Annotated in this window: 19 protein-coding genes and 1 tRNA gene; 14 read left to right on the top strand and 6 right to left on the bottom strand. The window is 59.3% G+C overall.

Annotated elements, in window-relative coordinates; genetic code table 11:
• Nucleotides 1-35: 35 nt before the first annotated feature.
• Nucleotides 36-749 carry a pyrimidine 5'-nucleotidase gene (locus V6R85_RS05695; RefSeq protein ID WP_060722841.1) on the bottom strand — a complete coding sequence of 238 codons (714 nt, stop codon included), beginning with the start codon at nucleotides 747-749 and terminating at the stop codon, nucleotides 36-38.
• A gap of 106 nt (nucleotides 750-855) precedes the next feature.
• Between V6R85_RS05695 and V6R85_RS05690 the strand changes: the two genes are divergently transcribed.
• Nucleotides 856-1,773 (top strand): DMT family transporter, encoded by a 918-nt coding sequence (locus V6R85_RS05690; RefSeq protein ID WP_111833820.1) that lies wholly within the window; start codon nucleotides 856-858, stop codon nucleotides 1,771-1,773.
• A gap of 46 nt (nucleotides 1,774-1,819) precedes the next feature.
• On the opposite strand, the gene argB is transcribed toward V6R85_RS05690, so the two are convergent.
• Nucleotides 1,820-2,704, bottom strand: a complete 885-nt coding sequence (gene argB / locus V6R85_RS05685) for an acetylglutamate kinase (protein WP_003503698.1) — start codon at nucleotides 2,702-2,704, stop codon at nucleotides 1,820-1,822.
• A 271-nt stretch (nucleotides 2,705-2,975) separates the two neighbouring features.
• Here argB and V6R85_RS05680 point away from each other — a divergent pair, with 271 nt between their 5' ends.
• On the top strand, nucleotides 2,976-3,353 hold the full coding sequence (locus V6R85_RS05680) for a hypothetical protein (protein WP_003503696.1): 378 nt from the start codon (nucleotides 2,976-2,978) through the stop codon (nucleotides 3,351-3,353).
• A gap of 12 nt (nucleotides 3,354-3,365) precedes the next feature.
• Here V6R85_RS05680 and yihA read toward each other — a convergent pair whose 3' ends face one another.
• From yihA to rpmH, 4 genes are read right to left on the bottom strand one after another with little or no spacing between them, the layout of a single operon-like run.
• The gene (gene yihA / locus V6R85_RS05675) at nucleotides 3,366-4,019 is read right to left on the bottom strand and encodes a ribosome biogenesis GTP-binding protein YihA/YsxC (RefSeq protein ID WP_003503694.1); all 654 of its coding nucleotides are present in this window, start codon (nucleotides 4,017-4,019) and stop codon (nucleotides 3,366-3,368) included.
• Nucleotides 4,016-5,821, bottom strand: a complete 1,806-nt coding sequence (gene yidC / locus V6R85_RS05670; protein WP_035212582.1) for a membrane protein insertase YidC — start codon at nucleotides 5,819-5,821, stop codon at nucleotides 4,016-4,018. Before yidC ends, yihA begins: the two co-directional genes overlap by 4 nt.
• Nucleotides 5,821-6,204 carry a ribonuclease P protein component gene (rnpA, locus tag V6R85_RS05665; protein WP_003503690.1) on the bottom strand — a complete coding sequence of 128 codons (384 nt, stop codon included), beginning with the start codon at nucleotides 6,202-6,204 and terminating at the stop codon, nucleotides 5,821-5,823. Before rnpA ends, yidC begins: the two co-directional genes overlap by 1 nt.
• Nucleotides 6,205-6,240: 36 nt before the next feature.
• The gene (gene rpmH / locus V6R85_RS05660; RefSeq protein WP_003493611.1) at nucleotides 6,241-6,378 is read right to left on the bottom strand and encodes a 50S ribosomal protein L34; all 138 of its coding nucleotides are present in this window, start codon (nucleotides 6,376-6,378) and stop codon (nucleotides 6,241-6,243) included.
• Nucleotides 6,379-6,729: 351 nt separating this feature from the next.
• On the opposite strand from rpmH, the gene V6R85_RS05655 reads away from it, so the two are divergent.
• From V6R85_RS05655 to V6R85_RS05600, 12 genes are all read left to right on the top strand, one after another.
• Nucleotides 6,730-8,778 carry a methyl-accepting chemotaxis protein gene (locus tag V6R85_RS05655; protein WP_003503687.1) on the top strand — a complete coding sequence of 683 codons (2,049 nt, stop codon included), beginning with the start codon at nucleotides 6,730-6,732 and terminating at the stop codon, nucleotides 8,776-8,778.
• A gap of 250 nt (nucleotides 8,779-9,028) precedes the next feature.
• Nucleotides 9,029-10,447 carry an ATP-binding protein gene (locus V6R85_RS05650; RefSeq protein ID WP_035212580.1) on the top strand — a complete coding sequence of 473 codons (1,419 nt, stop codon included), beginning with the start codon at nucleotides 9,029-9,031 and terminating at the stop codon, nucleotides 10,445-10,447.
• 217 nt (nucleotides 10,448-10,664) lie between these two features.
• Nucleotides 10,665-10,741 (top strand) — tRNA-Arg (locus V6R85_RS05645).
• A 167-nt stretch (nucleotides 10,742-10,908) separates the two neighbouring features.
• Nucleotides 10,909-11,784: a DUF5677 domain-containing protein gene (locus V6R85_RS05640; RefSeq protein ID WP_111833734.1), complete on the top strand. Its 876-nt coding sequence runs from the start codon at nucleotides 10,909-10,911 to the stop codon at nucleotides 11,782-11,784.
• A 445-nt stretch (nucleotides 11,785-12,229) separates the two neighbouring features.
• On the top strand, nucleotides 12,230-13,375 hold the full coding sequence (locus V6R85_RS05635; RefSeq protein ID WP_020811735.1) for an ABC transporter ATP-binding protein: 1,146 nt from the start codon (nucleotides 12,230-12,232) through the stop codon (nucleotides 13,373-13,375).
• A complete protein-coding gene (locus V6R85_RS05630) occupies nucleotides 13,372-14,298 on the top strand; it encodes a carbohydrate ABC transporter permease (RefSeq protein ID WP_003503653.1) in 927 nt (308 codons plus the stop codon). The genes V6R85_RS05635 and V6R85_RS05630 overlap by 4 nt, the downstream gene beginning before the upstream one ends.
• Complete coding sequence (locus V6R85_RS05625; protein ID WP_003503652.1) at nucleotides 14,298-15,119, top strand: carbohydrate ABC transporter permease; 822 nt, start codon at nucleotides 14,298-14,300, stop codon at nucleotides 15,117-15,119. The genes V6R85_RS05630 and V6R85_RS05625 overlap by 1 nt, the downstream gene beginning before the upstream one ends.
• Nucleotides 15,120-15,161: 42 nt before the next feature.
• Nucleotides 15,162-16,454 (top strand): ABC transporter substrate-binding protein, encoded by a 1,293-nt coding sequence (locus V6R85_RS05620; protein ID WP_003503651.1) that lies wholly within the window; start codon nucleotides 15,162-15,164, stop codon nucleotides 16,452-16,454.
• 66 nt (nucleotides 16,455-16,520) lie between these two features.
• Nucleotides 16,521-17,321, top strand: coding sequence for a phosphodiesterase (locus tag V6R85_RS05615; protein WP_080865786.1), 801 nt, complete (start codon nucleotides 16,521-16,523; stop codon nucleotides 17,319-17,321).
• Between the two features lie 292 nt (nucleotides 17,322-17,613).
• On the top strand, nucleotides 17,614-19,110 hold the full coding sequence (locus V6R85_RS05610) for an acetyl-CoA hydrolase/transferase family protein (RefSeq protein WP_060727045.1): 1,497 nt from the start codon (nucleotides 17,614-17,616) through the stop codon (nucleotides 19,108-19,110).
• A gap of 188 nt (nucleotides 19,111-19,298) precedes the next feature.
• Nucleotides 19,299-20,621 carry an alpha/beta hydrolase gene (locus V6R85_RS05605; RefSeq protein ID WP_003503627.1) on the top strand — a complete coding sequence of 441 codons (1,323 nt, stop codon included), beginning with the start codon at nucleotides 19,299-19,301 and terminating at the stop codon, nucleotides 20,619-20,621.
• A 127-nt stretch (nucleotides 20,622-20,748) separates the two neighbouring features.
• Nucleotides 20,749-21,786 carry a 4-hydroxyproline epimerase gene (locus V6R85_RS05600; RefSeq protein ID WP_060727044.1) on the top strand — a complete coding sequence of 346 codons (1,038 nt, stop codon included), beginning with the start codon at nucleotides 20,749-20,751 and terminating at the stop codon, nucleotides 21,784-21,786.
• Nucleotides 21,787-21,796: the final 10 nt, after the last annotated feature.

Below are 21,796 nucleotides of genomic sequence, written 5' to 3'. Positions count from 1 at the left end.
CGTAAGGTGGATGAAGCTTCGGTAATGTTCGCTGCTCAGCGGGTGATGGTTTTCGTCAGGAACCCGGTCAGGTCGTCGGTGATGTAGTCGATATGCTCATCCGTCACGGCCGGAATTTCCCAGCGTTCCATGATGACGCCCTCAAGATTTGAAGGCACGAGCAACACGGTCTTCATGCCCAGCGCCTTGGGGGCGGCAAGATTGCGCGGCAGATCCTCGAACATGGCGGCTTTTTTCGTGTCGAGTTTCGCAAGTGCGGCGAATTTCTCATAGGTCGCGCTAGCTGGTTTAGGCAGATAGCCTGCGGCGACGATATCGAAAATATCCTCGAAGTGATCGAGAACACCGAGCGCGCCGGCGGCGGCCTGCGCGTGTTTCACGCTGCCATTGGTGAGGATGAACTTGCGACCGGGCAAAGCCTTGATTGCCTCGCCAAGTTCCGGATGCGGTTTCAGTGCCGAATAGTCGATGGCATGGGCGCGTTCCAGAAACTCGTCCGGGCTGATGCCGTAATGGATCATCAGGCCCTGCAGCGTGGTGCCGTGGTCGTGATAATACCGTTTCTGCAGCGCGCGGGCTTCCTCGGGGTCAAGCTTCAGAAGCTCCGCCACATAGGCCGTCATGTTTCGATCGATCTGCGAAAACAGATTGATGTGATGCGGATAGAGCGTGTTGTCGAGATCGAAGACCCATTCGCTCACATGGTCGAAATCGGCGGCTTCGGGCAGGTTTTTCGGCTTTGTGTCCATGGGCTGCTTTATGCCCGTTTCGAATGCCGAAGAAAATCGAAAAGACGACGATTGGTTAGAAAATCGGGCTTGGCTGCGGCCTCCGGCGCATGATACCGCCAAAGCCATGGAACTCTGGATAGGCATTACTTTCGCAAGCGCGTTCTTGCAGAACCTGCGCTCGACCCTGCAAAAGCACCTCAAGGGCATGATGGGCACCACGGGCGCGACCTTTGTGCGCTTCGTGTTCGGCATGCCCTTCGCTCTCGCCTATCTCGCTTTTCTGCATTTCGGGCTCGGTCGCCCGCTGCCGGTGCCCAACATGTCCTTCGCTTTGTGGGCGACGGTCGGGGCCATGGCGCAGATTGCCGCCACGTTCCTGCTGGTGCACCTGTTCTCCTTCCGCAACTTTGCAGTGGGAACGGCCTATTCCCGCACAGAACCGGCGCAGGCGGCACTGTTCGCGCTTATCTTCATCGGTGAAAGCGTCAATGGCGGCACATTGGCGGCCATTGCCATATCGGTCGCCGGTGTCATGCTGATTTCGGTGGCACGCACGGAAGTGACGCCCGCTTCCTTCCTGACGTCGATCTTCAGCCGGACGGCGGGCATCGGCCTCGCCTCAGGCGCTTTCTTCGGCCTGTCGTCGGTTGCCTACCGATCGGCGTCGCTCGCGCTTGCGCCGAGCCTTCCCGTTCCGGACGCGATGATGCAGGCGGGCTTCACACTCGTCGTCGTGATCGTCATGCAGACGGTGTCGATGTTCCTGTGGATCATCTGGCGCGAGCGGGAAGAATTGCGGCGTATCGCCAAGGTTTGGAAACCGTCGCTTGCTGTCGGTTTCGTGGGCGCCACGGCCTCATTCGGCTGGTTCACGGCGATGACCCTGCAGCAGGCCGCCGTGGTGAAGGCGCTGGCGCAGGTGGAGATGCTCTTCGCCTTCGCCTCGACCGTGCTCTTCTTCAAGGAGAAGATCAACCGGCTCGAACTCTCCGGTTGCCTGCTGATTGTGGTGGGTGTGCTGTCGCTTCTGGTATTCGGCTGAAAGCCAGACGTGGCGGACAAGCTTGCCGTCCGCCACCCGAAGCACATCAGGGCACGATGAGCGTGCCGGCGCCTTCCGTGAAGATTTCCAGAAGGACGGAATGGGGCGTCTTGCCGTTGAGGATCACCACGCCCTGAACACCGGCCTTGATGGCGTCGATGCAGGTCTCGACCTTCGGGATCATGCCACCGGAAATCGTGCCGTCCTTGATGAGCGCACGCGCCTGCGAGACGGTGAGTTCCTTGATGAGTTCCTTGTTCTTGTCGAGAACGCCGGGAACGTCGGTGAGAAACAGCAGACGCGAGGCGTGAAGCGCGCCCGCAATCGCGCCGGCGAAGGTATCGGCGTTGATATTGTAGGTGGCGCCATCGCGGCCAGGCGCGACCGGGGCGATGACCGGGATCATTTCCGATTTGGCAAGCAGGTCGAGCAGGGTGCGGTCGACTTCGGTGACTTCGCCGACGAAGCCGAGATCGAGCACGCGTTCGATATTGCTGTCAGGATCGATGACGGTCTTTTTCGCCTTTTCGGCGAAGACCATGTTGCCGTCCTTGCCACACAGGCCGATGGCCCATTCGCCTGTCTGGTTGATGAGGGCGACGATTTCCTTGTTGATCGAGCCGGCCAGAACCATTTCGACGATCTCGACGGTCTTGGCGTCGGTGACGCGCAGGCCGCCCTCGAATTTCGATTCGATGCCCATCTTGGTCAGCATCGCGCCGATCTGCGGGCCGCCGCCATGCACGACGATCGGGTTTATGCCTGATTGCTTCAACAGCGCGATGTCTTCCGCGAAAGCCTTGCCGAGTGTGGAATCCCCCATGGCGTGACCGCCATATTTCACCACGATGGTCTTGTTCTCGTATTTCTGCATAAAAGGCAGAGCCTGTGCGAGCAGCCGCGCCTGAGTTTCGCTTTCGGAAGACGTCATCTAAAAACCTCGGTCTGTGGTTGCGGCTGTTGAGAGCCTGTCACCGCTCTAAAGCAAGTCTTTGACGGATGAAATAACCTCCCGGCCTTATTGTGTCGGCAGCAGTCAAATTTCTTTTTTTTGGCGCTCCCGGCCCTGTAATGCGATTGACATAAAGGCCCAATGGGACCAGCCTTGCAGGGGAAAGGGGAGGGGTGAATTCAGGGCGACAGGAGATGTCGCGCGCCGCGCAAGCGATGCTGACCTGAACGACTGAGGAGCGAGAGACCACATGACGGCACCCGATCGAGACAAGCAAAGCGGTTTGCGGGACGAAGTCCTTGCGGGCGAATATGTGCTGGGTGCCTTGCCGCCGGAAAGCATGGCGGAGCTTGCCAAACGCATCAAACGCGACCGCCAGTTCGCGGCCATGGTCAGGCGCTGGCGGGACAATCTGGCGGAAACCGAATACCGCGAAAATGCGACCGTCGCCGCGCTGCTGGAACGGGATCCAAGCCGCTCCGGCCTGCCATTCAGGAGCCAGCCGCTGCGCGGTGGCAGCATGTTTGCAGCCATGCTTTCGGAGGTCTGGCATTCGGTGCGCTTCTGGCGTCTTCTGGCATTGACGGCGATGCTGTGGACCGCCGTTCTGCTTTTCACTATCGCCTGAGGGGCGCGCCTCTCAAAGGGAGATCGTTCTGACGATCTCGGCCCGCAGGCTATCCAGCCCGAACGATTTTTCCGAGGACGTGGCGAGAACTTCCGGATAGGCGGCAGGGCGCTTGCGGATTTTTTCCAGCGTTTCGCCGATCAGCCGCGGAACGCCGACATCCTTGATCTTGTCCGTCTTCGTCAGCACGATCTGGTAGGACACGGCTGCCTTGTCGAGCAGGGTCAGAACCTCCTCGTCATTCTTTTTCACGCCATGGCGGGAATCGATCAGCACGTAAACGCGCTTCAGTGTCGCACGGCCGCGCAGATAATCGAAGACGAGCTTCGTCCAGGCGTCGACGTGATCCTTGGGGGCCTGCGCGTAGCCGTAACCGGGCATATCGACCAGCGCCATCGGCGGCAGGTCGCCCGCTTCGCCGGAATAACCATCCGGAACGAAATAGTTGAGTTCCTGCGTGCGTCCGGGTGTGTTGGACGTGCGGGCAAGCCCCTTGTGGCCCACCAGCGCATTGATGAGCGAGGACTTGCCGACATTCGAACGACCGGCGAAGGCAATCTCCGGCGGGCCTTCGGGCGGCAGGAATTTCATTGCGGGAACGCCGCGAATGAAAATCCAGGGTCGCCCGAACAGGGGCTTTTCGGTTGCCGTGCCTGTTTCACTCATTTCGATTGCACCGGCTTTCGCTTGAACAGCCCCTTGATATTATCGAACAGCTCGATCTTGGCGCCCTGACGCTTCATGATGACGGCCTGCTGGGTGATGGAGAGCGTATTGTTCCATGCCCAGTAGATGACCAGACCGGCCGGGAAGGAGGCCAGCATGAAGGTGAAGATCAGCGGCATCCAGTTGAAGATCATTGCCTGCGTCGGATCGGGCGGCGTCGGGTTCATGCGCATCTGCAGGAACATGGTGATGCCCATGACCAGCGGCCAGACGCCGATCATCAGGAAATGCGGCACGTCGTAAGGCAGAAGGCCGAACAGGTTGAAGAGCGATGTCGGATCGGGCGCGGAAAGGTCGTGAATCCAGCCGAAGAACGGTGCATGCCGCATTTCGATGGTGACGTAGATGACCTTGTAGAGCGCGAAGAAGACCGGAATCTGCAGAAGCATCGGCCAGCAGCCGGCAACCGGATTGATCTTCTCTTCCTTGTAGAGCTGCATCATCGCCTGCTGCATGGCCATGCGGTCATCGCCATGCTTGGCCTTCAGCTCCTCCATCTTCGGCTGCACGCGCTTCATGTTCGCCATGGAAGCATATTGCTTGCTGGCGAGCGGGAAGAAGAGCGCCTTGACGACGATGGTGGTGAGCAGGATGGCCACGCCGAAATTGCCAAAATAACGGAAGAAGAAATCCATCATTTTGAACATCGGCTTGGTGATGAAGTAGAACCAGCCCCAGTCGATCAGAAGGTCGAACTTCGGGATGGAATATTCTTTTTCATAGCGGTCGACCAGCGGCACTTCCTTGGCGCCGGCGAAGACAAGGCTCTTCAGCTCGATGGACTGGCCGGGTTCGACCGTCATCGTGTCGCTCTTGAAATCCGCCTGATAGCTCGGCTGATTGCCGGTGATATGCGAAAAGCGGGTTTCGAACGGTGTTGTCTGCGGCGGAACGATGGCAGCAGCCCAATATTTGTCGGTAATGCCGAGCCAGCCGCCGGTTGCCTTGGCAATAGTTACCGGTGCTTCTTCAACATCCTTGTATTTTTCTTCCGTCAGGCTGCCGTCTTTGCCCGAAACGCCGAGAAAGCCTTCATGGATGACGAAGACGGGCGGGATCGCCGGCTTGTTGTTGCGCGTCACGCGGCCATAGGTGGCGAAGGAGACCGCAGCCTGTCCCGGGTTCTCGACCTTGTCGGCGACCGAGATCATGTAATGCTCGTCGATCGAAATCGTGCGGGAGAAAATCACGCCCTTGGAATTGGTGTAGGTGAGGGTGACCGGGGTGGTTTCCGTCAGCTTCTCGCCGCTTGCCAGCGTCCAGACGGTGGTCGGACCGGGAACGCCGCCGACTTCCTGTGCAGCAACAAAACCGAGTTCGGTGAAGTAGCCGTCCTTGGTGTCGGAGGGCGAGAACAGCGTGATGATCGGGCTCGAGTCATCGACGGTCTCATGGTAATCCTTGAGCCGGATGTCATCGAAACGGGCGCCGGCGAGATTGATCGAACCGGCGATGGCGTTGGTGTCGATGGCCACACGCTGGGTTCTTGCAATCGACTCTTCACGGGTCGCCGTTGCGGCGGTTTGCGGCGAAGAGGCGGGCGGTGTGCCTTCGACGGCTGCACCAGGCGCGGCACCCGGTGCCGGCTGCTGTTGCTGCGTCGTCTGCTGCTGCTGCGCCTGGCGGGCCTCTTCGGCGCGGCGCTGCTGCTCGATACGCGGATTCATGTAAAGGAATTGCCAGGCGAGGACGATGACAACCGAAAGGGCTATCGCGATGAAGTAATTGCGGTTCTTTTCCATCATTCTTTCCTGGAGCGGGTCTCCTGGGACCGTTTCGGTTTCGCCGTTCCTTCAATGCGCTCGGCAAGGAGAGACTGAAGTTTCGGGAAGGCTGTATCGAGCACATCCCTGCGGGCGACAATCACATAGTCATGACCGGGCTTCATTGCGACCCCGGCAGAAAGCCTGACGGCTTCCCTGAGACGGCGGCGCATGCGATTTCGCTCGACCGCGTTGCCTTGTCTTTTTGTTACGGTAAAACCGACGCGAGGCTCGGTTTCCGGGGCTTTCCGGTCAAGCACTTCCAGAAGAAAGGTGCTTCCCCGCCGTTTTTCCCCCGCCTGAACGGCAAGAAACTCCGACCGGTTTTTAAGCCGGCCGGGGTGTTTTTCAGTCTTGCTCATGTGCCCACGACTTTCATCGGGCCACAGGCTCGGCAATTAAGCCGACAGACGTGCGCGGCCGCGCGCACGGCGGGCTGCGAGAACCTTGCGACCGCCGGCGGTAGCCATGCGGGCACGGAAACCATGACGACGCTTGCGAACAAGCTTGGACGGTTGGTAAGTACGCTTCGACATTTATTTAATACCGCGGTGTGCGGCCCTTCTTGAATTTGCAATTATTTGCAAGAGCGTTTCGTTTTTTGCACGGCTAACCCCGCCTGGGCGAGCTTTCAATGGCCGAGCGTGCGCGGCTTATAAGGGCATAGGCCGAGCAAAGTCAATTGCCGAAGGGGTTTTCGCGGTTCACCTTTTGCGGAAAACGCACCGCAATCTCCTTCGCCGACTGCCGATAGAGGCTGATTCCGACGCGCAATCGATAAAATCCGAAATTCTTTCTTAACGCCGCATTGATAAATCTTGTGACGCGAAAAGTTATGCCAGCTTCCCATTTTCATTGCGCGGCTGGTTTTTGTTGGGGGAACGAAATTGAGAATTCGCGGTCGTATCAATCTACTTGTCGGGCTTATGAGCCTTGTTGCCTGCACCATCGGCGGGCTGTCCATCTATGCGATCAACGAATTCCGGGTCCGGTCGCATCATTTCGAGGAAGCTGCCGAAAGGGCCTACAAGGGCGAGGCGCTTAACCGTCTGGTGACGGCGGTCGTCATGGAGGCGCGTGGTGTCTATGCGGCAGCCGATGTGGCCGCAGCCACCCCCTTTGCCGACGGCATGGTCAAAAACCTCGATGCCATGGAAAAGCTGATTGCCAGCTGGGCTCCGCTCGTGCCGGCGGAACAGCGGGCGAGTTTCGACAAGCTTGTCGGCCGGTCCAAGGAGTTCCGGACCTTCCGTCTGGAGACTGTCCGGCTGGCGAAGGAGAGCGGGCCGCAGGCAGCCGCCCAGCAGGGCAACAATGAGGCGAACCGCGCCAACCGCAAGGCCTATCAGGCGGAGATCGATGGTGTCGTGAAAAACGACATTGCCGAACTGGAAGTCGTAAAGGCAGGAATGGATTCTTTCAGCACCGCCATATTCTGGGCGATCGTCGCGGTGACGGTTGCAGGTGTCGGCGCGGGAGCCGCCTTCGGTCTCTACATCGGAACGCGGCAGCTCAGCGCGCCCATCCGCCGGGTTTCGCAGGTGATGAATGCGGTGGCCGATGGAAATCTGGACGCGGAAGTCCCCTATCTCGGCCGCAACGACGAGATCGGCGAAATGGCTGCCGCCGTCGAGGTCTTCAAGAACAACGGCCGCGAGGTGCGCCGCATGAATGCGCAGGAGACCGCCATGCGCGCCAAGAGCGACGACCTGCAGGCCGGCATGGCCGTCGTCGTCGACGCTGCGGCCCAGGGCGATTTCAGCCGCCGCATCAACAAGGATTATGGCGACGAAAACCTCAATCGTTTCGCCGCGACGATCAATTCTCTCCTCACGGGGGTCCATAACGGCGTATCCGAGACCAGCCGCGTCATTGAAGGTCTGGCGCGGGGTGATCTGACGGAGAGGATGGACGGCGAGTTCCGCGGCGTGTTCGGCGAACTCCAGGAGAACGTCAACCAGACGCTGACCAAGCTGCGCGAGACAATGAGGGAGGTGCGCGGCAGCACGGAAGGCATCAGCGGCAACGCAAGCGAACTGCGCTCGGCGGCCGACGACCTGTCGAAGCGGACGGAACAGCAGGCTGCGGCGCTGGAGGAAACCTCCGCCGCACTGGACGAAATCACCGCCGTCGTCCGCAATTCCACCGACCGTGCGCAGGAAGCCAGCGCCATGGTTGCCGAAACCAAGCAGAAGACGGAAGAATCCGCCAGTGTCGTGCGCGATGCCGTCTCCGCCATGGATCGCATCGAGCATGCCTCGCGTGAAATCAGCCAGATCATCAACGTCATTGACGAGATCGCCTTCCAGACCAACCTTCTCGCGCTGAACGCAGGCGTGGAAGCGGCACGTGCCGGCGAGGCCGGCAAGGGTTTCGCCGTCGTCGCGCAGGAAGTGCGGGAACTGGCGCAGCGTTCCGCAACGGCTGCGAAGGACATCAAGGCGCTGATCACCAAATCCGGCCAGGAGGTCGGACGCGGCGTGTCGCTGGTGCAGAAAACCGGCAGCGCACTGAGCGAGATCGAGACCCGCGTTCTGGCGATCAATGAGCACATCCATTCGATCGCCACGGCGGCCAGGGAGCAGTCCACCGGTCTGCACGAGGTGAATACCGCCATCAACCAGATGGATCAGGTGACGCAGCGCAATGCTGCCATGGTGGAGGAGACCTCGGCCGCAACCCACAAGCTGAGCAGCGAGGCGGATCATCTCGTGACGCTGGTGACCCGTTTCAATGTCGGTGCCGAAAATGCGCAGCGCAGCCACCGTTTCGAGCAGCCCGCAAGACCGGTAACGGCATCCGCCGGACCGGTTGCGGTCTCCGGCAGGACGGCTGCGGTGGCGTCCCCGGCCCGCAAATTGATGAACAGCGTCAGTCGTGCGCTCAATGCCCAGCCCGCTGCAGCACCGGCGCATGGCGACTGGCAGGAATTCTAGGCGACCTGCAGTTCCGCTTCAAACAGGCTTACGTTGCGAACGCCGCCCTTTTCGGGCGGCGTTTGTTTTCCGGCAATGAAAACGTTTGTTTTGCAGCGCATTGGAAAAATATCCATTAGGTCCTATTATCGTCGCTGCATATAAACCGAGCCGTTCCACGCAAGCAGCGGCGCGCATACAGGATCATGGCCCGGTGTTTTCTAAAGGCGTAGACAGCTTGGACCGCACGCAAGACGATCCGGTGCACTGCATGCCGGGATTGACCGCCGGTCTTTCCGGACGGCTGCTGCTGCTCACGGTCATTTTCGTGATGATCGCCGAAGTGCTGATCTTCGTGCCTTCCGTCGCCAATATGCGTCTTTCCTGGCTGCAGGACCGTCTGAATACGGCCGCCGCCGCCGGCGCGGTGATTGATGGCCTGCAGGCCGAACTGCCGCGAAGCGTGCAGAACGACACGCTGATGGCAACCGGGGCAAAGCTTATCGCGCTGCGAAAGGACGGCACCTCGCGCCTGCTCGCAGTGGCGGAAACACCGCCCGGTGTCGACGAGCAATATGATCTTTCCGATGTTTCGCAGGTGGCGGCGGTGCGGGATGCCTTCTCCACCCTGCTGTTCGGCGGCAACCGCGTCATCCGCGTCTTCGATGTGGTGGGCGACAGCGATACCATCATCGAACTGGTGCTGGGCGAAAACAAGCTGCGGGCGGCGATGCTTGCCTATGCCCGCAACGTTTTCCTGATTTCCATCGTCCTGTCGCTGATCACGGCCGGCCTGATATTCATCTCCATCAACCGCATCATGATCCGGCCGATACGCCGGCTGACGCTCGGCATGCAGAATTTCTCCGAGGATCCAGGCAATCCCGAGCGGATTTTCGTGCCCGAGGAGGGGACGGACGAACTGTCGGTTGCGGGCCGCCATCTTGCGGATATGCAGACCGAACTGCAGAAAACCCTGCGCCAGCAGAAGAACCTTGTGGATCTCGGCCTTGCGGTGTCGAAGATCAACCATGACATGCGCAACATCCTCTCCTCCGCGCAGCTGATGTCCGACCGGCTTGTGGATGCCAAGGACCCGATGGTCAGGAGCTTCGCGCCGAAACTGCTACGCACCATCGACCGCGCCGTGGCCTATACGGGCGAGGTTCTAGCCTATGGCCAGGCGACCGAAGGCGCGCCGAAACGCAAGATGGTGCAGTTGAGCCTTCTGGTGCGGGACGTACGCGACATTCTGGCGCTCGATCCCGACAGCGGTATCGAGTTTCACGACAGCGTCCCCCCGGATCTCACGATCGATGCGGATTCCGAACAGCTTTTCCGGGTCATCCATAATCTCTGTCGCAATGCCGTCCAGGCTCTGCAGTCCGATGCCACAAATGCCGCGCCGAGGCACCTTTCCATCCTGGCCCAGAGAGCCGGCAGCGTCGTCAGCATCGTCATCGACGACAATGGGCCGGGAATGCCGCGCAAGGCCAAGGAGAACCTGTTTTCCGCTTTCCGGGGTTCGGCCCGCTCCGGCGGCACGGGCCTCGGGCTGGTCATTGCCCGCGAACTCGTGCTCGCCCATGGCGGCACCATCGCGCTCGTCGAAAAGCCCGGTCCCGGCACGCAGTTCCGCATTGAAATCGCCGACCGCGCCGCCTCCGTGCAGGCCGCCAGAACCGCCTGAAAAACCCGCACCGCAGCAGGCCCGTGAAATCATTATCTCCGCCGGAATGGACATGGTCTCAGGCCCGTGGAAAATGAGGCGCATGGAATTTTCAATATAATCAACAGGATACAGGAATTGCTGCGGAAAAATGACAATTTCCAAACGAAATCGCTTGCATTCGGAATGAGGACGTTTTAGAGGATCGCCACGCCACCGGAAACGACCGGAACGGCACGCACCCGTAGCTCAGCTGGATAGAGCACCAGACTACGAATCTGGGGGTCAGGAGTTCGAATCTCTTCGGGTGCGCCATTTCTCTTAATGAAAATAATATGTTTTGGTGCAGCCTTATATTGGGCATAGCGCATGGATTTCGGCAGGTCGGGGTTGTCGACTTATAGCTTTCTGCAATCGAACGATTTACTGTCTGCAGTCGCCTTTAGCCGAATTGGTTATTTTTGCTTTCAGGGATTTCAGAAATGTCCAACGAATCGCCGTTGGGGCTGTTACAGGATGCCAGCTTACAGGCCCACGCTGTTATCAGAGACGAAATTGCAGGGCTCTTCGAAAGATACGGAGAGACCACACCCGACGTTACCCCGACATTAAAACAGCTGTTTTGGTACCTATCTGCCAGAAACCAAGGGGTTAGCTTTCTCGTAAGCTGGGGGTATTCCTGGGATGCCGAGATCATATTGCGATCATTCTACGAGACCGCTGCAAAGATATTATTTATATGTTTTGCCGAGGACGAAGATAAGGCGGAATTGATAGACGAATTCTGGAACAAGCTAGGCTCGATAAACGATAGACGAAGAGCGAGAAAAGCTGAGTTTTCGGTTCACCTGAAAGAGGAAGACGATGTCCCGAATTCCATATTTGAAGCCTTAAGGGACGAGCGTCTTTTCGATCTCAACGCCAAAGGAAACAAGGCCGAGCGAAAGCGGTTGGAACAGAAATGGTCCTTCTCCGAGATCATTGAAGCGCTCGACGGCCGGACATTGGACGGCAAGCCGCTCGTTGGCATGAAGAGCGTTCTTCATATCTATGGTATCTGCAGCCATCTCGCTCACGCAGATAGCGCGGCTATGGAGCTGATGGCTGATCGGGCATTGCGTCCTAAAGATGAACTGCGACTGCTTGAAGCTGGCCATATCTCGAGGATTTTGAGCGATCAGGTCAGCCTGACATGGTTCTGCGCAGAAGCGTTGCGCCGACACTTCAAAGGCGAGTTTTCCGATACGGAAAAATTCTACAACTCTTTCCAGAGGGCGGCGGAGCTGGGTGAGCCATTGCAAGCCGCTTTCAACGACAGTCAGCGCTCCTTTTATGAGGGACTCTACCCACAGCGATGATCACGACACCGCGTGGTAAAAAGATGTATAGTAGCGATGCAGAGATTTGTAGCTCAGTATTGTTCTATCGACTTGTCCTTGCTTTTAGCGGGCAAAAAGCCCAGCGGTTCAAAGTTTCCCTCGGCATCTTTCGACCAATCGTGAATCTTCAGCTTTTTCCACTGGAGAGATTCACGGGGGCGAGGTTGCCGCCAAAATTCAGGCGCATGTGATTCTCGCCGCCGTATAAATCGACGCTTCCAAGACGGTTTCTCAGTCTACAGATAAGCGCTGGGAATATTTTGAATATCCCCCTAAATATTAGTGGTTTTGGGTGGAGGCCTATACCAAAGGGTTTTCCGATCACCCGACATATCCGGGCTTTCGAGTGTCATCGAACTTTCCCCGAACCTTCGTCATATTGTCATACAATAAAAGCATATGCGCTCCAGAAAAGGAGCGCAGAATGACGCCACAATCACTTGAACTTTCGGGCATCGGCAAAGGCTTCGGGGCTGATGATGTTCTGAAAGAGATCGATCTCTCAATCCGTCCAGGCGAGTTTTTGTCCCTCGTTGGTATGTCGGGCTGCGGCAAGTCCACGCTGCTGCGTATCATTGCGGGCCTGGAAACGCCGGATCGCGGTTCGGTTTCGATCGGCGAGCAGGATGTGACAGAGGTTGATCCGAGCGATCGCAATCTGGCCATGGTTTTCCAGTCTTACGCCCTTTATCCGCATATGAGCGTGCGCCAGAACATCGCGACGCCGCTCAGGATGCGGCGCCTGCCTTTCGCTGCTCGCCTGCCACTGATCGGACGTTTTGCAGCGCCTGCTGAAACATTGAAGCAGATCGATGCCGCCGTTGAACAGGCGGCCGAGACGCTGCAGATCGCGCATCTGCTGGATCGCAAGCCGGCGCAGCTTTCCGGCGGCCAGCGTCAGCGTGTGGCGCTCGCCCGGGCGCTGGTGCGTTCGCCTGCAGCCTTCCTGATGGACGAACCGCTTTCCAACCTCGATGCGAAACTTCGCGCCCATATGCGTGAGGAACTGGCGGGCCTGCACCGCCGGCTTGGGGCAACCTTCATCTACGTCACCCATGACCAGATCGAAGCCATGACCATGTCCGACCGTATCGCCCTGATGTCGGAAGGCCGCATCGAGCAGCTGGGCACGCCGGACGAGCTTTACCGCAAGCCCGCGACGCTGACGGTCGCGCGTTTTATCGGCACGCCATCGATCAACCTGCTGCCGGTCGAAATCGATGCGCAGGGCAAGATCACGGCTTTTGGACGCGATCTTGCTATTGAAGGTGCCGGCCGTGATGCCGGCCCGGCGACGCTCGGCCTTCGTGCCGAAGACCTGCGCCCGGGCGAAGAAGGTTTTGCCGTGCGCGTGGTGCGCAGTGAAACCCACGGCGCCGATCGTTTCGTGAGCTGCCGCCTGCTGAGCGACGAGACCGTCGCCATCACCCTGCGTCAAGTCGCGGGCGAGGCGCTGGGTGCCGATGCGAATGGCGTCATGAATCTCGGCTTTGCACCGGAACGCGCGCATCTCTTCGCGGCCGATGGCCTGCGTCGCAAGGTGACGGTGCGCGAACGGGTGCCGGCATGACGGCGGTTGATTTCTCCTCGGCTGCACGGGCGAAGGCTCGCCCGCGGCTGTCGAAGGCGGACCGGCGGATGATCTGGCGCGGCCTGATGTTCGCAGCCCCCGCAAGCCTGCTGCTTCTGGCGATCTATATTGTTCCGATGCTCGTTCTGGCCGGTTTTTCCGTCACCGATTACCAGCTGGGTTCGCTCTCCACCCGCTTTGTCGGTCTTGGAAACTTCGTCAAGGCGTTTCAGGATCCGGTTTTTCTGCGCGCCCTAGCCAACACCGCCATCTATGCGCTCATCGTCATTCCTTTCGGCGTCTTTCTGGCGCTCGGCGTGGCTTTGCTCGTATATAACCGCAAGCGCAGCCGCGCTTTCTGGGAAGTGGCTTATTTTCTCCCCGTCACCGCAACACTCGTCGCCATGGCGACCGTGTGGCAGTTCCTGCTGCATCCCTCGCTTGGTCCGGTGAATGCGGCGATCAAATGGCTTGGTCTCGAACCGGTCGCCTTCCTCTCCAATCCCGTACTCCTCATTCCCACCATGGCGCTGATGGGCGTCTGGCAGATCCTCGGGTTCAACATGGTGCTGTTCCTTGCCGGCCTCACGGCCATTTCGAAGGATCTGCACGAGGCGGCGCGGCTGGATGGCGCCAAGAACCCGGTCGACCGGTTCCTGACCGTGACTTGGCCGATGCTTGGGCCGACGACCATGTTCGTGGTGGTCACCACCTCCATTTCGGCCTTCAAGGTGTTCGAGACGGTGGCTGTGTTGACCAAGGGCCGCTTCGGATCGGAAACCCTGCTGTTCGATCTTTATCTCGAAGGTTTCGAATATTCCAACACCGGTTATGCCGCCGCGCTGACGATTATCTTCCTCGCGATCGTGCTGGTCCTGTCTATCGGCCAGACGCTGCACATGGACCGGAAGGTGCACTACTGATGGCCGCATTGCGCAAATATTTCCCGCATCTCGTGCTTGCGCTGGGCGCTTTCGTGATGCTCCTGCCGTTCTACTGGATGGTGTTGACCTCGATCCGCTCGCCGGCGGAAATCTTCGATGTCTCGCTCTGGCCGATCCCGCAAAAATTCGACGCTGTCGATAACTACGCCCGGGCGGCGGGTCAGGTGCCGATGGCGCGTTTCATGCTGAACGGCGTCATTGTCTGCGTCGGCATTCTCGTCGTGCAGGTGCTGACATCGGTTCCGGCTGCCTATGCGCTGGCAAAGCTCCGGTTCCCGGGCCGCAAGCTGCTGCTGGGCCTCGTTATTGCGGCGCTCTGCGTTCCCATTCAGGCGCTTGCATTGCCGCTTTTCGTCGGTCTGGCCAAGACGGAACTTCTGAATACCTATTTCGCGATGATGATGCCGTTCTTCCTTTCGGTCTTCGCCATCTTCCTGTTCAACCAGTCCTTCCGCAGCTATCCGAATGAAATCATAGAGGCTGCCCGCATGGACGGGTTCTCGGAAATGGAGATTTGCTGGGGACTGGTCCTTCGCGGGTCGCTGCCTTCGCTCGCCGCCTTCTCGATCTTCTCGCTCGTTGCCCACTGGAACGACCTGTATTGGCCGATGATCGTGGTCTCCGACACCAATCTCGCCCCGCCGCCGCTTGGCATGATGCTTTTCGCCGATGTCGAATCCGGCGCGAATTATGGTGCGCTGATGGCGGGCGCCACACTGATTACCGCGCCGATGGTGCTGTGCTTCCTCCTCGCACGACGGCACTTCATCGCCGGTATTACCATGACCGGCGTCAAGTGACGCCGTTCAGACTTCCTCCTCCCAACCTCTCTGGAGACTGACATGAAACTCAACCGACGCGCTGTGATGGGCGGTCTGGCTCTCGGCATGGCTTTTGCGGGCCTCGCTCAGCCGGTTCTGGCCAATGAAATCACGCTCAACGTTCTCTACAACCTGCCGGGCTTCACCAAGTTTCATCAGCCGCTGGCCGACGAATTCATGAAGAAGAACCCTGATGTGAAGATCAACTTCCTCGCTCCGGCTGCCGGTTACAACGAAGGCCAGCAGCAGGTTCTGCGCTCTGCCGTCACTGGCAATCTGCCTGACGTTTATTTCTCGGGTTACAACCTGACGGCGGAACTCGTTCACACGCTTGCACCGCGCAACCAGATCACCGATCTCGGCCCGTTCATTCAGGCTGAAGGCGGTCAGGCTTTCCTCGACAAGAACTACAGCCCGAAGATGGCGGCACTCGGCCAGATCGACGGCAAGCAGTACGGTCTGCCGGTCAACGCCTCCTCGCCGATCATCTACATCAACTCCGACCTCGTCACCAAGGCTGGCGGTGATCCGGACAAGATGCCGACGACCTTTGCCGAGCTCATTGCTCTTGCAAAGAAGATCAAGGCTCTCGACCCCAAGTTCGCCGGCATGAGCTACGACATCAACGGCTGGCCGGATGACTGGTTGTGGCAGGCGCTCATCGTCGAACAGGGCGGCAAGCTCGTTGACGAGAAGGCCAAGACCGTTGGCTTCGACAACGAGATCGGCCTCAACGCCCTGAAGATGACCCGCCAGTTCGTCACCGAAGGCGGCCAGAACCTGCTCGACTGGGATCAGTCCCGCCAGCAGTTCGGTGCAGGCCTTACCGGCTTCATCTTCTCGACGCCCGCCCACGTTCAGACGATCCAGGGTCTGGTCGGCGACCGCTTCAAACTGAAGACGGCGACCTTCCCGCTCGACAACAAGGAAAAGGGCGGCGTTCCGACCGGCGGCAACTCGGCTGTTATCCTGACCCAGGAAAAGGCCAAGCAGGACGCTGCCTGGAAGTACCTGAAGTGGATCACCGGTCCGGAAGCGCAGAACACCATCGTTCGCATCACCGGTTACCTGCCGACCAACAAGCTGGCCACCGGCCCGGACTTCCTCGCTCCTTATTATGTCGAGAACCCGAATGTGAAGACTGCTTCGCTTCAGGCTGACCGTTCTCTGCCCTGGGCCGGTTATCCGGGTGGCGATTCCGTCCGCATCTGGCGCACGCAGCGCGACATCATCGGCACGGTCATGCGCGGTGAGGTGACGCCGGAAGCCGGTCTCAAGCAGATCGTCGAGCAGACCAACGCCCTGCTGAAATAAGCAGAACGACTGAAAAGGCTGCGGGGAAATCCGTTCCCGCAGCCATTTTGTGCAGAAAGACCCGTTATGAAGATCATCCAGATTACCGACACCCATCTCGTACCGCCCGGCATTGCTGTAAACGGCGTCGACCCGGAAAAGCAGCTGCGTGCGGCGGTGGCCGATATTGTCGAAAAACACGCCGACGCCGATCTTCTTGTCATGACGGGTGATCTTTGCAATTACGGCGAGCCTGAAGCCTATGAGCTGCTGCGCGACATCCTCAGGCCGGTCTCCATGCCGGTGAGGCTGATGCTCGGAAATCATGACCGCCGACCGGAATTCGTGGCCGCCTTTCCCGAGCAGCCGCGCGACGATAACGGTTATATCCAGTCCTTCATCGATACGGATTTTGGCCGTTTGCTGTTTCTCGACAGCCACGAAGCCGATGTCATAGGCGGCATGTATGGCGCGGATCGTCTGGTATGGCTGGAGAGTGCGCTGGAAGGCGCAGGCGATCTGCCGGTGACGGTTTTCATTCACCATCCGCCGATGGATTGCGGCATCCGCCATTTCGAACATATCGGCATGCATGATGACGGTGCTGTCATGCGCCGCCTCTCCGCCCATCCAGCCGGTATACGTCACATCATTTTTGGCCACATCCATGTGCCGATGGCGGGTACGACGGCCGAAGGCATAGCTTACAGCTCCGGTCAGGCCTGCGCGCACCGTTTCATCACCGATATCGATGTCGTCGATCCGCTGTGGACGGGCGGCAATCCTTGTTACCGGGTCATAAGCCTCGGCGCATTTGGCCTGCGTGCCTATGATGCGGAAGTGGGGCAGGTCGTGCTCGGTCAGGCGCCTGTCTGCGAAGGTCCCTGACACCGGACGATTTCCGTGTTGCAGAGAGATGACCTCCGCCTCGTCGCCTGTTGCCGGTAGTGGGGGGAGAGGTATTTTGCCGATTACAAGGCTGCGGTGGTGAGAAGACCCCGCGGCCTGTCGCGCCGATGCGTCACTTGAGGTTTGTTGAACGGATTTGATACGCGAGAGCCATGGTTCCGTTCGCACCCTTGATCTATGTCAGTTTCATCGATGAAACTGCGCGCCATAGTCGCCGTGAGGTGGCCAGCCAGATGCCGTGCCATCGTGATGACAGATCATGGAGAAGTGCATGCTTGAAAAGCGTATCCGCAACGCGTCCCTCTTGAACAGGATCGTCAGCGCCGAAGATGCCGCCAGTCTCATTCAGGATGGCATGACGGTAGGCATGAGCGGCTTTACGCGGGCCGGGGAAGCGAAGGCCGTGCCGCTGGCGCTGGCCGAGCGCGCCAAGACACATCCCATGAAAATCACCCTGATGACCGGTGCGTCGCTGGGCAACGATCTTGACAAGACCATGGTCGAGGCGGGAATGCTGGCGCGCCGCATGCCGTTCCAGTCCGATCCGGCTTTGCGCAGGGCGATCAATGACGGCAAGGTGATGTTCATTGATCAGCATCTTTCCGAAACGGTCGAGCAATTGCGCGGCGGCCAGATTCACGGGGTCGATATCGCCATTGTCGAGGCCGTGGCGATCACGGCGGAAGGCGGCATCATTCCTACCACCTCCGTCGGCAATTCCGCGAGCTTCGCCATTCTGGCCGACAAGGTCATCGTCGAGATCAACCTGTCGCAGCCCGAGGTGCTGGAGGGGCTGCATGACATCTTCATTCCCGCCAGGCGCCCGACCCGCATGCCCATTCCGGTGGTGGCAACGGATAGCCGTGTTGGCCTGCCGTTCATTCCGGTGCCGCCGGAAAAGATCGCCGCCATCGTTCTGAGCGACAAGAGCGACAGTTTTTCAACCGTGCTGCCGCCTGACGATGGGACCAAGGCCATTGCCGGCCATCTCACCGAGTTCCTGTTGAACGAGGTGCGTCACGGCCGTATGACCCATGAACTCCAGCCGCTTCAGGCCGGCATCGGCACCATTGCCAATGCTGTCATGCATGGTTTCATCGATACGCCGTTTCACGACCTCAAAATGTATTCGGAGGTCTTGCAGGATTCGACTTTCGAACTGTTTGATGCGGGCAAGCTGACCTTTGCCTCGGGTTCATCGATCACCCTGTCTTCCGCCATGAACGAGCAGGTCATGCCGCGATTGGCCGATTACAAGAGCAGATTGATCCTGCGCCCGCAGGAGGTCAGCAATCACCCGGAAGTCATCCGCCGCCTTGGCATTATCGGCATCAACACGGCGCTGGAATTCGATATTTACGGAAACGTCAATTCCACCCATGTCGGCGGAACGCACATGATGAACGGCATCGGCGGCTCGGGGGATTTCGCCCGCAACGCCTATATGTCCATCTTCGTCACCAAATCGATCGCCAAGGGCGGAGCCATTTCCAGCGTAGTGCCCATGGTCAGCCATGTCGATCATACCGAACATGATGTCGATATTCTCGTGACCGAGACCGGGCTTGCCGATCTGCGCGGTCTCGCACCTCGCGAGCGCGCGGCGGTTATCATCGCGAACTGTGTGCACCCCCAATATCGTGATGCGCTGACGGATTATTATCAGCGCGCGGTGGCGCGGGGAGGGCACACGCCGCATCTCATTGAAGAGGCGCTATCCTGGCATGAGGCGCTGCGCGAAAGGGGCACGATGCTGCCGCAGAAATAGGCCTGCGTTTTTTAAAGGTGCCCTCGCTGCCGGCTCAACCGCCATACAATTGGGTCCGTTTGGACACACCGGGGCGGAAATTGTCCGCTCTAGTGGTCAGGTTGCTGGCGCGGCGGTTCCGCCTCCGGTAGAAAATCCTCTCCCCCGGCTGCTTTCCGGCTGCCTCTGGGTTGTAGGAGAGTGATGTGATGCCCATTCGCTTCGTGGCCGTAATCGCCATTGTCGCCCTGCTCGCCGGTTGCGGGGGGCGTCCGATCGGGGTCATGACGCCGACGGGGCAGACCGTGGCGGGAACCACGCCGGTCAATCTTCTCGTCGCCACCACCCGCGCGCCATCGGAAAACGCCGCCGTGCTTTTTGGCGGCGAGCGTGGAACGGGTCTGAAGGTGGATGCGGTGACGGTTTCCATTCCGCCCAACGCCAACCGCAAGGTCGGGCAGGTGCAATGGCCGAAGAAGCTGCCGCCCAATCCGCTGAAGGATTTCACCACGGTGGCGGTGGAGCCCATTCGCTCCGAAGCCGAGACCAGAAGCTGGATCGGCAGACACATCCAGAAGGACCGGCGCGTGCTGGTCTTCGTTCACGGTTTCAACAACCGGTACGAGGAATCCGTTTATCGCTTCGCGCAGATCGTCCATGATTCCGGCACTGACGTCGTGCCCGTCGTCTTCACCTGGCCGTCGCGAGCGAGCATCTTTGACTATAACTACGACAAGGAAAGCACCAACTATTCGCGCGATGCGCTGGAGGAGATGCTGACCCGCCTCGCCAAGGACAGGTCCATCGGCGAGGTCACGGTCATGGCCCATTCCATGGGCACCTGGCTTGCGGTGGAGGCGCTGCGCCAGATGGCCATCCGCAATGGCCGTGTCGATCCGAAGATCGGCAATGTCATCCTCGCAGCGCCGGATCTGGATGTGGACGTGTTCAGCCGGCAATTCGCAAGCCTCGGCAAAACCCCGCCCAAATTCACGCTTTTCGTTTCGCAGGATGACCGCGCGCTCAGCCTGTCGCGCCGCATTTCCGGCAATGTCGACCGTCTCGGCCAGATCGACCCATCCGTCGAGCCCTATCGCAGCGAGCTTGAAAAAGCCGGTATCACCGTTCTGGATTTGACCAAGCTGCAATCCGGCGACCGACTGAACCATGGTAAATTTGCCGAGAGCCCCGAGGTCGTGCGTCTGATTGGCGACCGCCTTATCGCCGGGCAGACGGTAACGGATTCCGACGTCGGTCTCGGTGAAGCTCTTGGCGCTGTCAGCATTGGTGCTGCGCAAACCGTTGGGACGGCGGCCAGCGTGGTGGTCAGCGCACCGATTGCAGTCTTCGATCCGCGCACACGGGAAAATTATGGCAGGCAGGTGGAACGACTGGGTCGCTCCATGGAAAACACGGTCGGATCGGTGGGTGATACGGCCGGCTCCGTGGTGGACGATCAGGCGCTTCAATCGTCAAGGGTGAACTGCGATGCTGCTGCCAACCGAAACCGGGCGGAATGCCGTAACCGCTAAACTACGATGCGAGAGAGGGGGCGGAAACGCTAAGCGTTTTTGTCATCACGCTCCCGTAGTTTTGTATACAGCTTGTATTTTTATCTGTATGGTCCGGTTAACAGCTCAACTTCCGGAGTAAGACCCCATGCGTTGGAAACGCACTCTCCAGCTTCTCGATGTCCATTGCGAAGGCGAAATCGGCCGTGTCGTCACCGGCGGTGCGCCGAAAATTCCCGGCAATACTGTGGCTGAACAGCTTCACTGGATGAATACCGATCCGCAGGGTGAGGCTCTGCGCCGCTTTCTGACGCTGGAACCGCGCGGCACGCCCATGGGCTCGGTCAATCTTCTCCTGCCGCCGAAACATCCGGATGCGCATGCGGCTTTCGTCATTCTCCAGCCGGATCAGGCGCATGCCAGCTCGGGCTCGAATTCCATCTGCGCAACGACGGCGCTTCTGGAAAGCGGCATGGTGGAAATGCAGGAACCGGAAACCGTCATCATTCTGGAAACGGCGGCCGGTCTGGTAAAGGCCACGGCCACCTGCCGCGACGGACGCTGCGAAAAGGTCAAGCTGACCATGGTGCCGTCCTTCGTGCACGAGCTGGATGTCAGCATCGACACGCCCGAATGGGGCAAGGTGACGATGGATATCTCCTATGGCGGCATTTTTTATGCGCTGGTCGATGTCCGCCAGATCGGTCTCACGATCGAAAAGGCCAATGCCGCGAAGCTGGTCTCGGCGGGCATGATCCTGAAAGATTTGGTCAACCGCGAAATGACCGTCGTCCATCCTGAAATCCCGGCCATCTCAGGCGTCGCCTATGTGATGTTCCGGGATGTGGATGGAGATGGTTCCATCCGCACCTGCACCACCATGTGGCCGGGCCGGGCGGATCGTTCGCCCTGCGGAACCGGCAACTCCGCCAATCTTGCCACGCTTTATGCGCGCGGCAAGGTGAAGGTGGGAGATGAATATAAATCCCGCTCGATCATCGGTTCGGAATTCGATGTCGGCCTTTCCGCCGTCACCGAGGTGGCGGGCCGTCCTGCCGTCATTCCAACCATCGCCGGGCGCGGCTTCACCTTCGGTCTGCATCAGGTTGGTCTCGATCCCTTTGACCCCCTGGCTGATGGTTTCGCGATGACCGATGTCTGGGGTCCGGAGGCGGGTAACATCTGAGCCACGCCTC

Source organism: Agrobacterium sp. CCNWLW32, from assembly GCF_037083425.1.
Classification (GTDB): Bacteria; Pseudomonadota; Alphaproteobacteria; order Rhizobiales; family Rhizobiaceae; genus Agrobacterium; species Agrobacterium radiobacter.
The sequence above is the reverse complement of the archived record's forward strand: the minus strand, read 5'-3'. Positions and strand labels throughout refer to the sequence as shown.

What these genes read in the sequence shown, in the direction of transcription:
- V6R85_RS05695 (WP_060722841.1), bottom strand. Translation starts at nt 749, where the DNA reads ATGGACACAAAGCCGAAAAACCTGCCCGAAGCCGCCGATTTCGACCAT.
- V6R85_RS05690 (WP_111833820.1), top strand. Translation starts at nt 856, where the DNA reads ATGGAACTCTGGATAGGCATTACTTTCGCAAGCGCGTTCTTGCAGAAC.
- argB (WP_003503698.1), bottom strand. Translation starts at nt 2,704, where the DNA reads ATGACGTCTTCCGAAAGCGAAACTCAGGCGCGGCTGCTCGCACAGGCT.
- V6R85_RS05680 (WP_003503696.1), top strand. Translation starts at nt 2,976, where the DNA reads ATGACGGCACCCGATCGAGACAAGCAAAGCGGTTTGCGGGACGAAGTC.
- yihA (WP_003503694.1), bottom strand. Translation starts at nt 4,019, where the DNA reads ATGAGTGAAACAGGCACGGCAACCGAAAAGCCCCTGTTCGGGCGACCC.
- yidC (WP_035212582.1), bottom strand. Translation starts at nt 5,821, where the DNA reads ATGGAAAAGAACCGCAATTACTTCATCGCGATAGCCCTTTCGGTTGTC.
- rnpA (WP_003503690.1), bottom strand. Translation starts at nt 6,204, where the DNA reads ATGAGCAAGACTGAAAAACACCCCGGCCGGCTTAAAAACCGGTCGGAG.
- rpmH (WP_003493611.1), bottom strand. Translation starts at nt 6,378, where the DNA reads ATGTCGAAGCGTACTTACCAACCGTCCAAGCTTGTTCGCAAGCGTCGT.
- V6R85_RS05650 (WP_035212580.1), top strand. Translation starts at nt 9,029, where the DNA reads ATGCCGGGATTGACCGCCGGTCTTTCCGGACGGCTGCTGCTGCTCACG.
- V6R85_RS05640 (WP_111833734.1), top strand. Translation starts at nt 10,909, where the DNA reads ATGTCCAACGAATCGCCGTTGGGGCTGTTACAGGATGCCAGCTTACAG.
- V6R85_RS05635 (WP_020811735.1), top strand. Translation starts at nt 12,230, where the DNA reads ATGACGCCACAATCACTTGAACTTTCGGGCATCGGCAAAGGCTTCGGG.
- V6R85_RS05630 (WP_003503653.1), top strand. Translation starts at nt 13,372, where the DNA reads ATGACGGCGGTTGATTTCTCCTCGGCTGCACGGGCGAAGGCTCGCCCG.
- V6R85_RS05625 (WP_003503652.1), top strand. Translation starts at nt 14,298, where the DNA reads ATGGCCGCATTGCGCAAATATTTCCCGCATCTCGTGCTTGCGCTGGGC.
- V6R85_RS05620 (WP_003503651.1), top strand. Translation starts at nt 15,162, where the DNA reads ATGAAACTCAACCGACGCGCTGTGATGGGCGGTCTGGCTCTCGGCATG.
- V6R85_RS05615 (WP_080865786.1), top strand. Translation starts at nt 16,521, where the DNA reads ATGAAGATCATCCAGATTACCGACACCCATCTCGTACCGCCCGGCATT.
- V6R85_RS05610 (WP_060727045.1), top strand. Translation starts at nt 17,614, where the DNA reads ATGCTTGAAAAGCGTATCCGCAACGCGTCCCTCTTGAACAGGATCGTC.
- V6R85_RS05605 (WP_003503627.1), top strand. Translation starts at nt 19,299, where the DNA reads ATGCCCATTCGCTTCGTGGCCGTAATCGCCATTGTCGCCCTGCTCGCC.
- V6R85_RS05600 (WP_060727044.1), top strand. Translation starts at nt 20,749, where the DNA reads ATGCGTTGGAAACGCACTCTCCAGCTTCTCGATGTCCATTGCGAAGGC.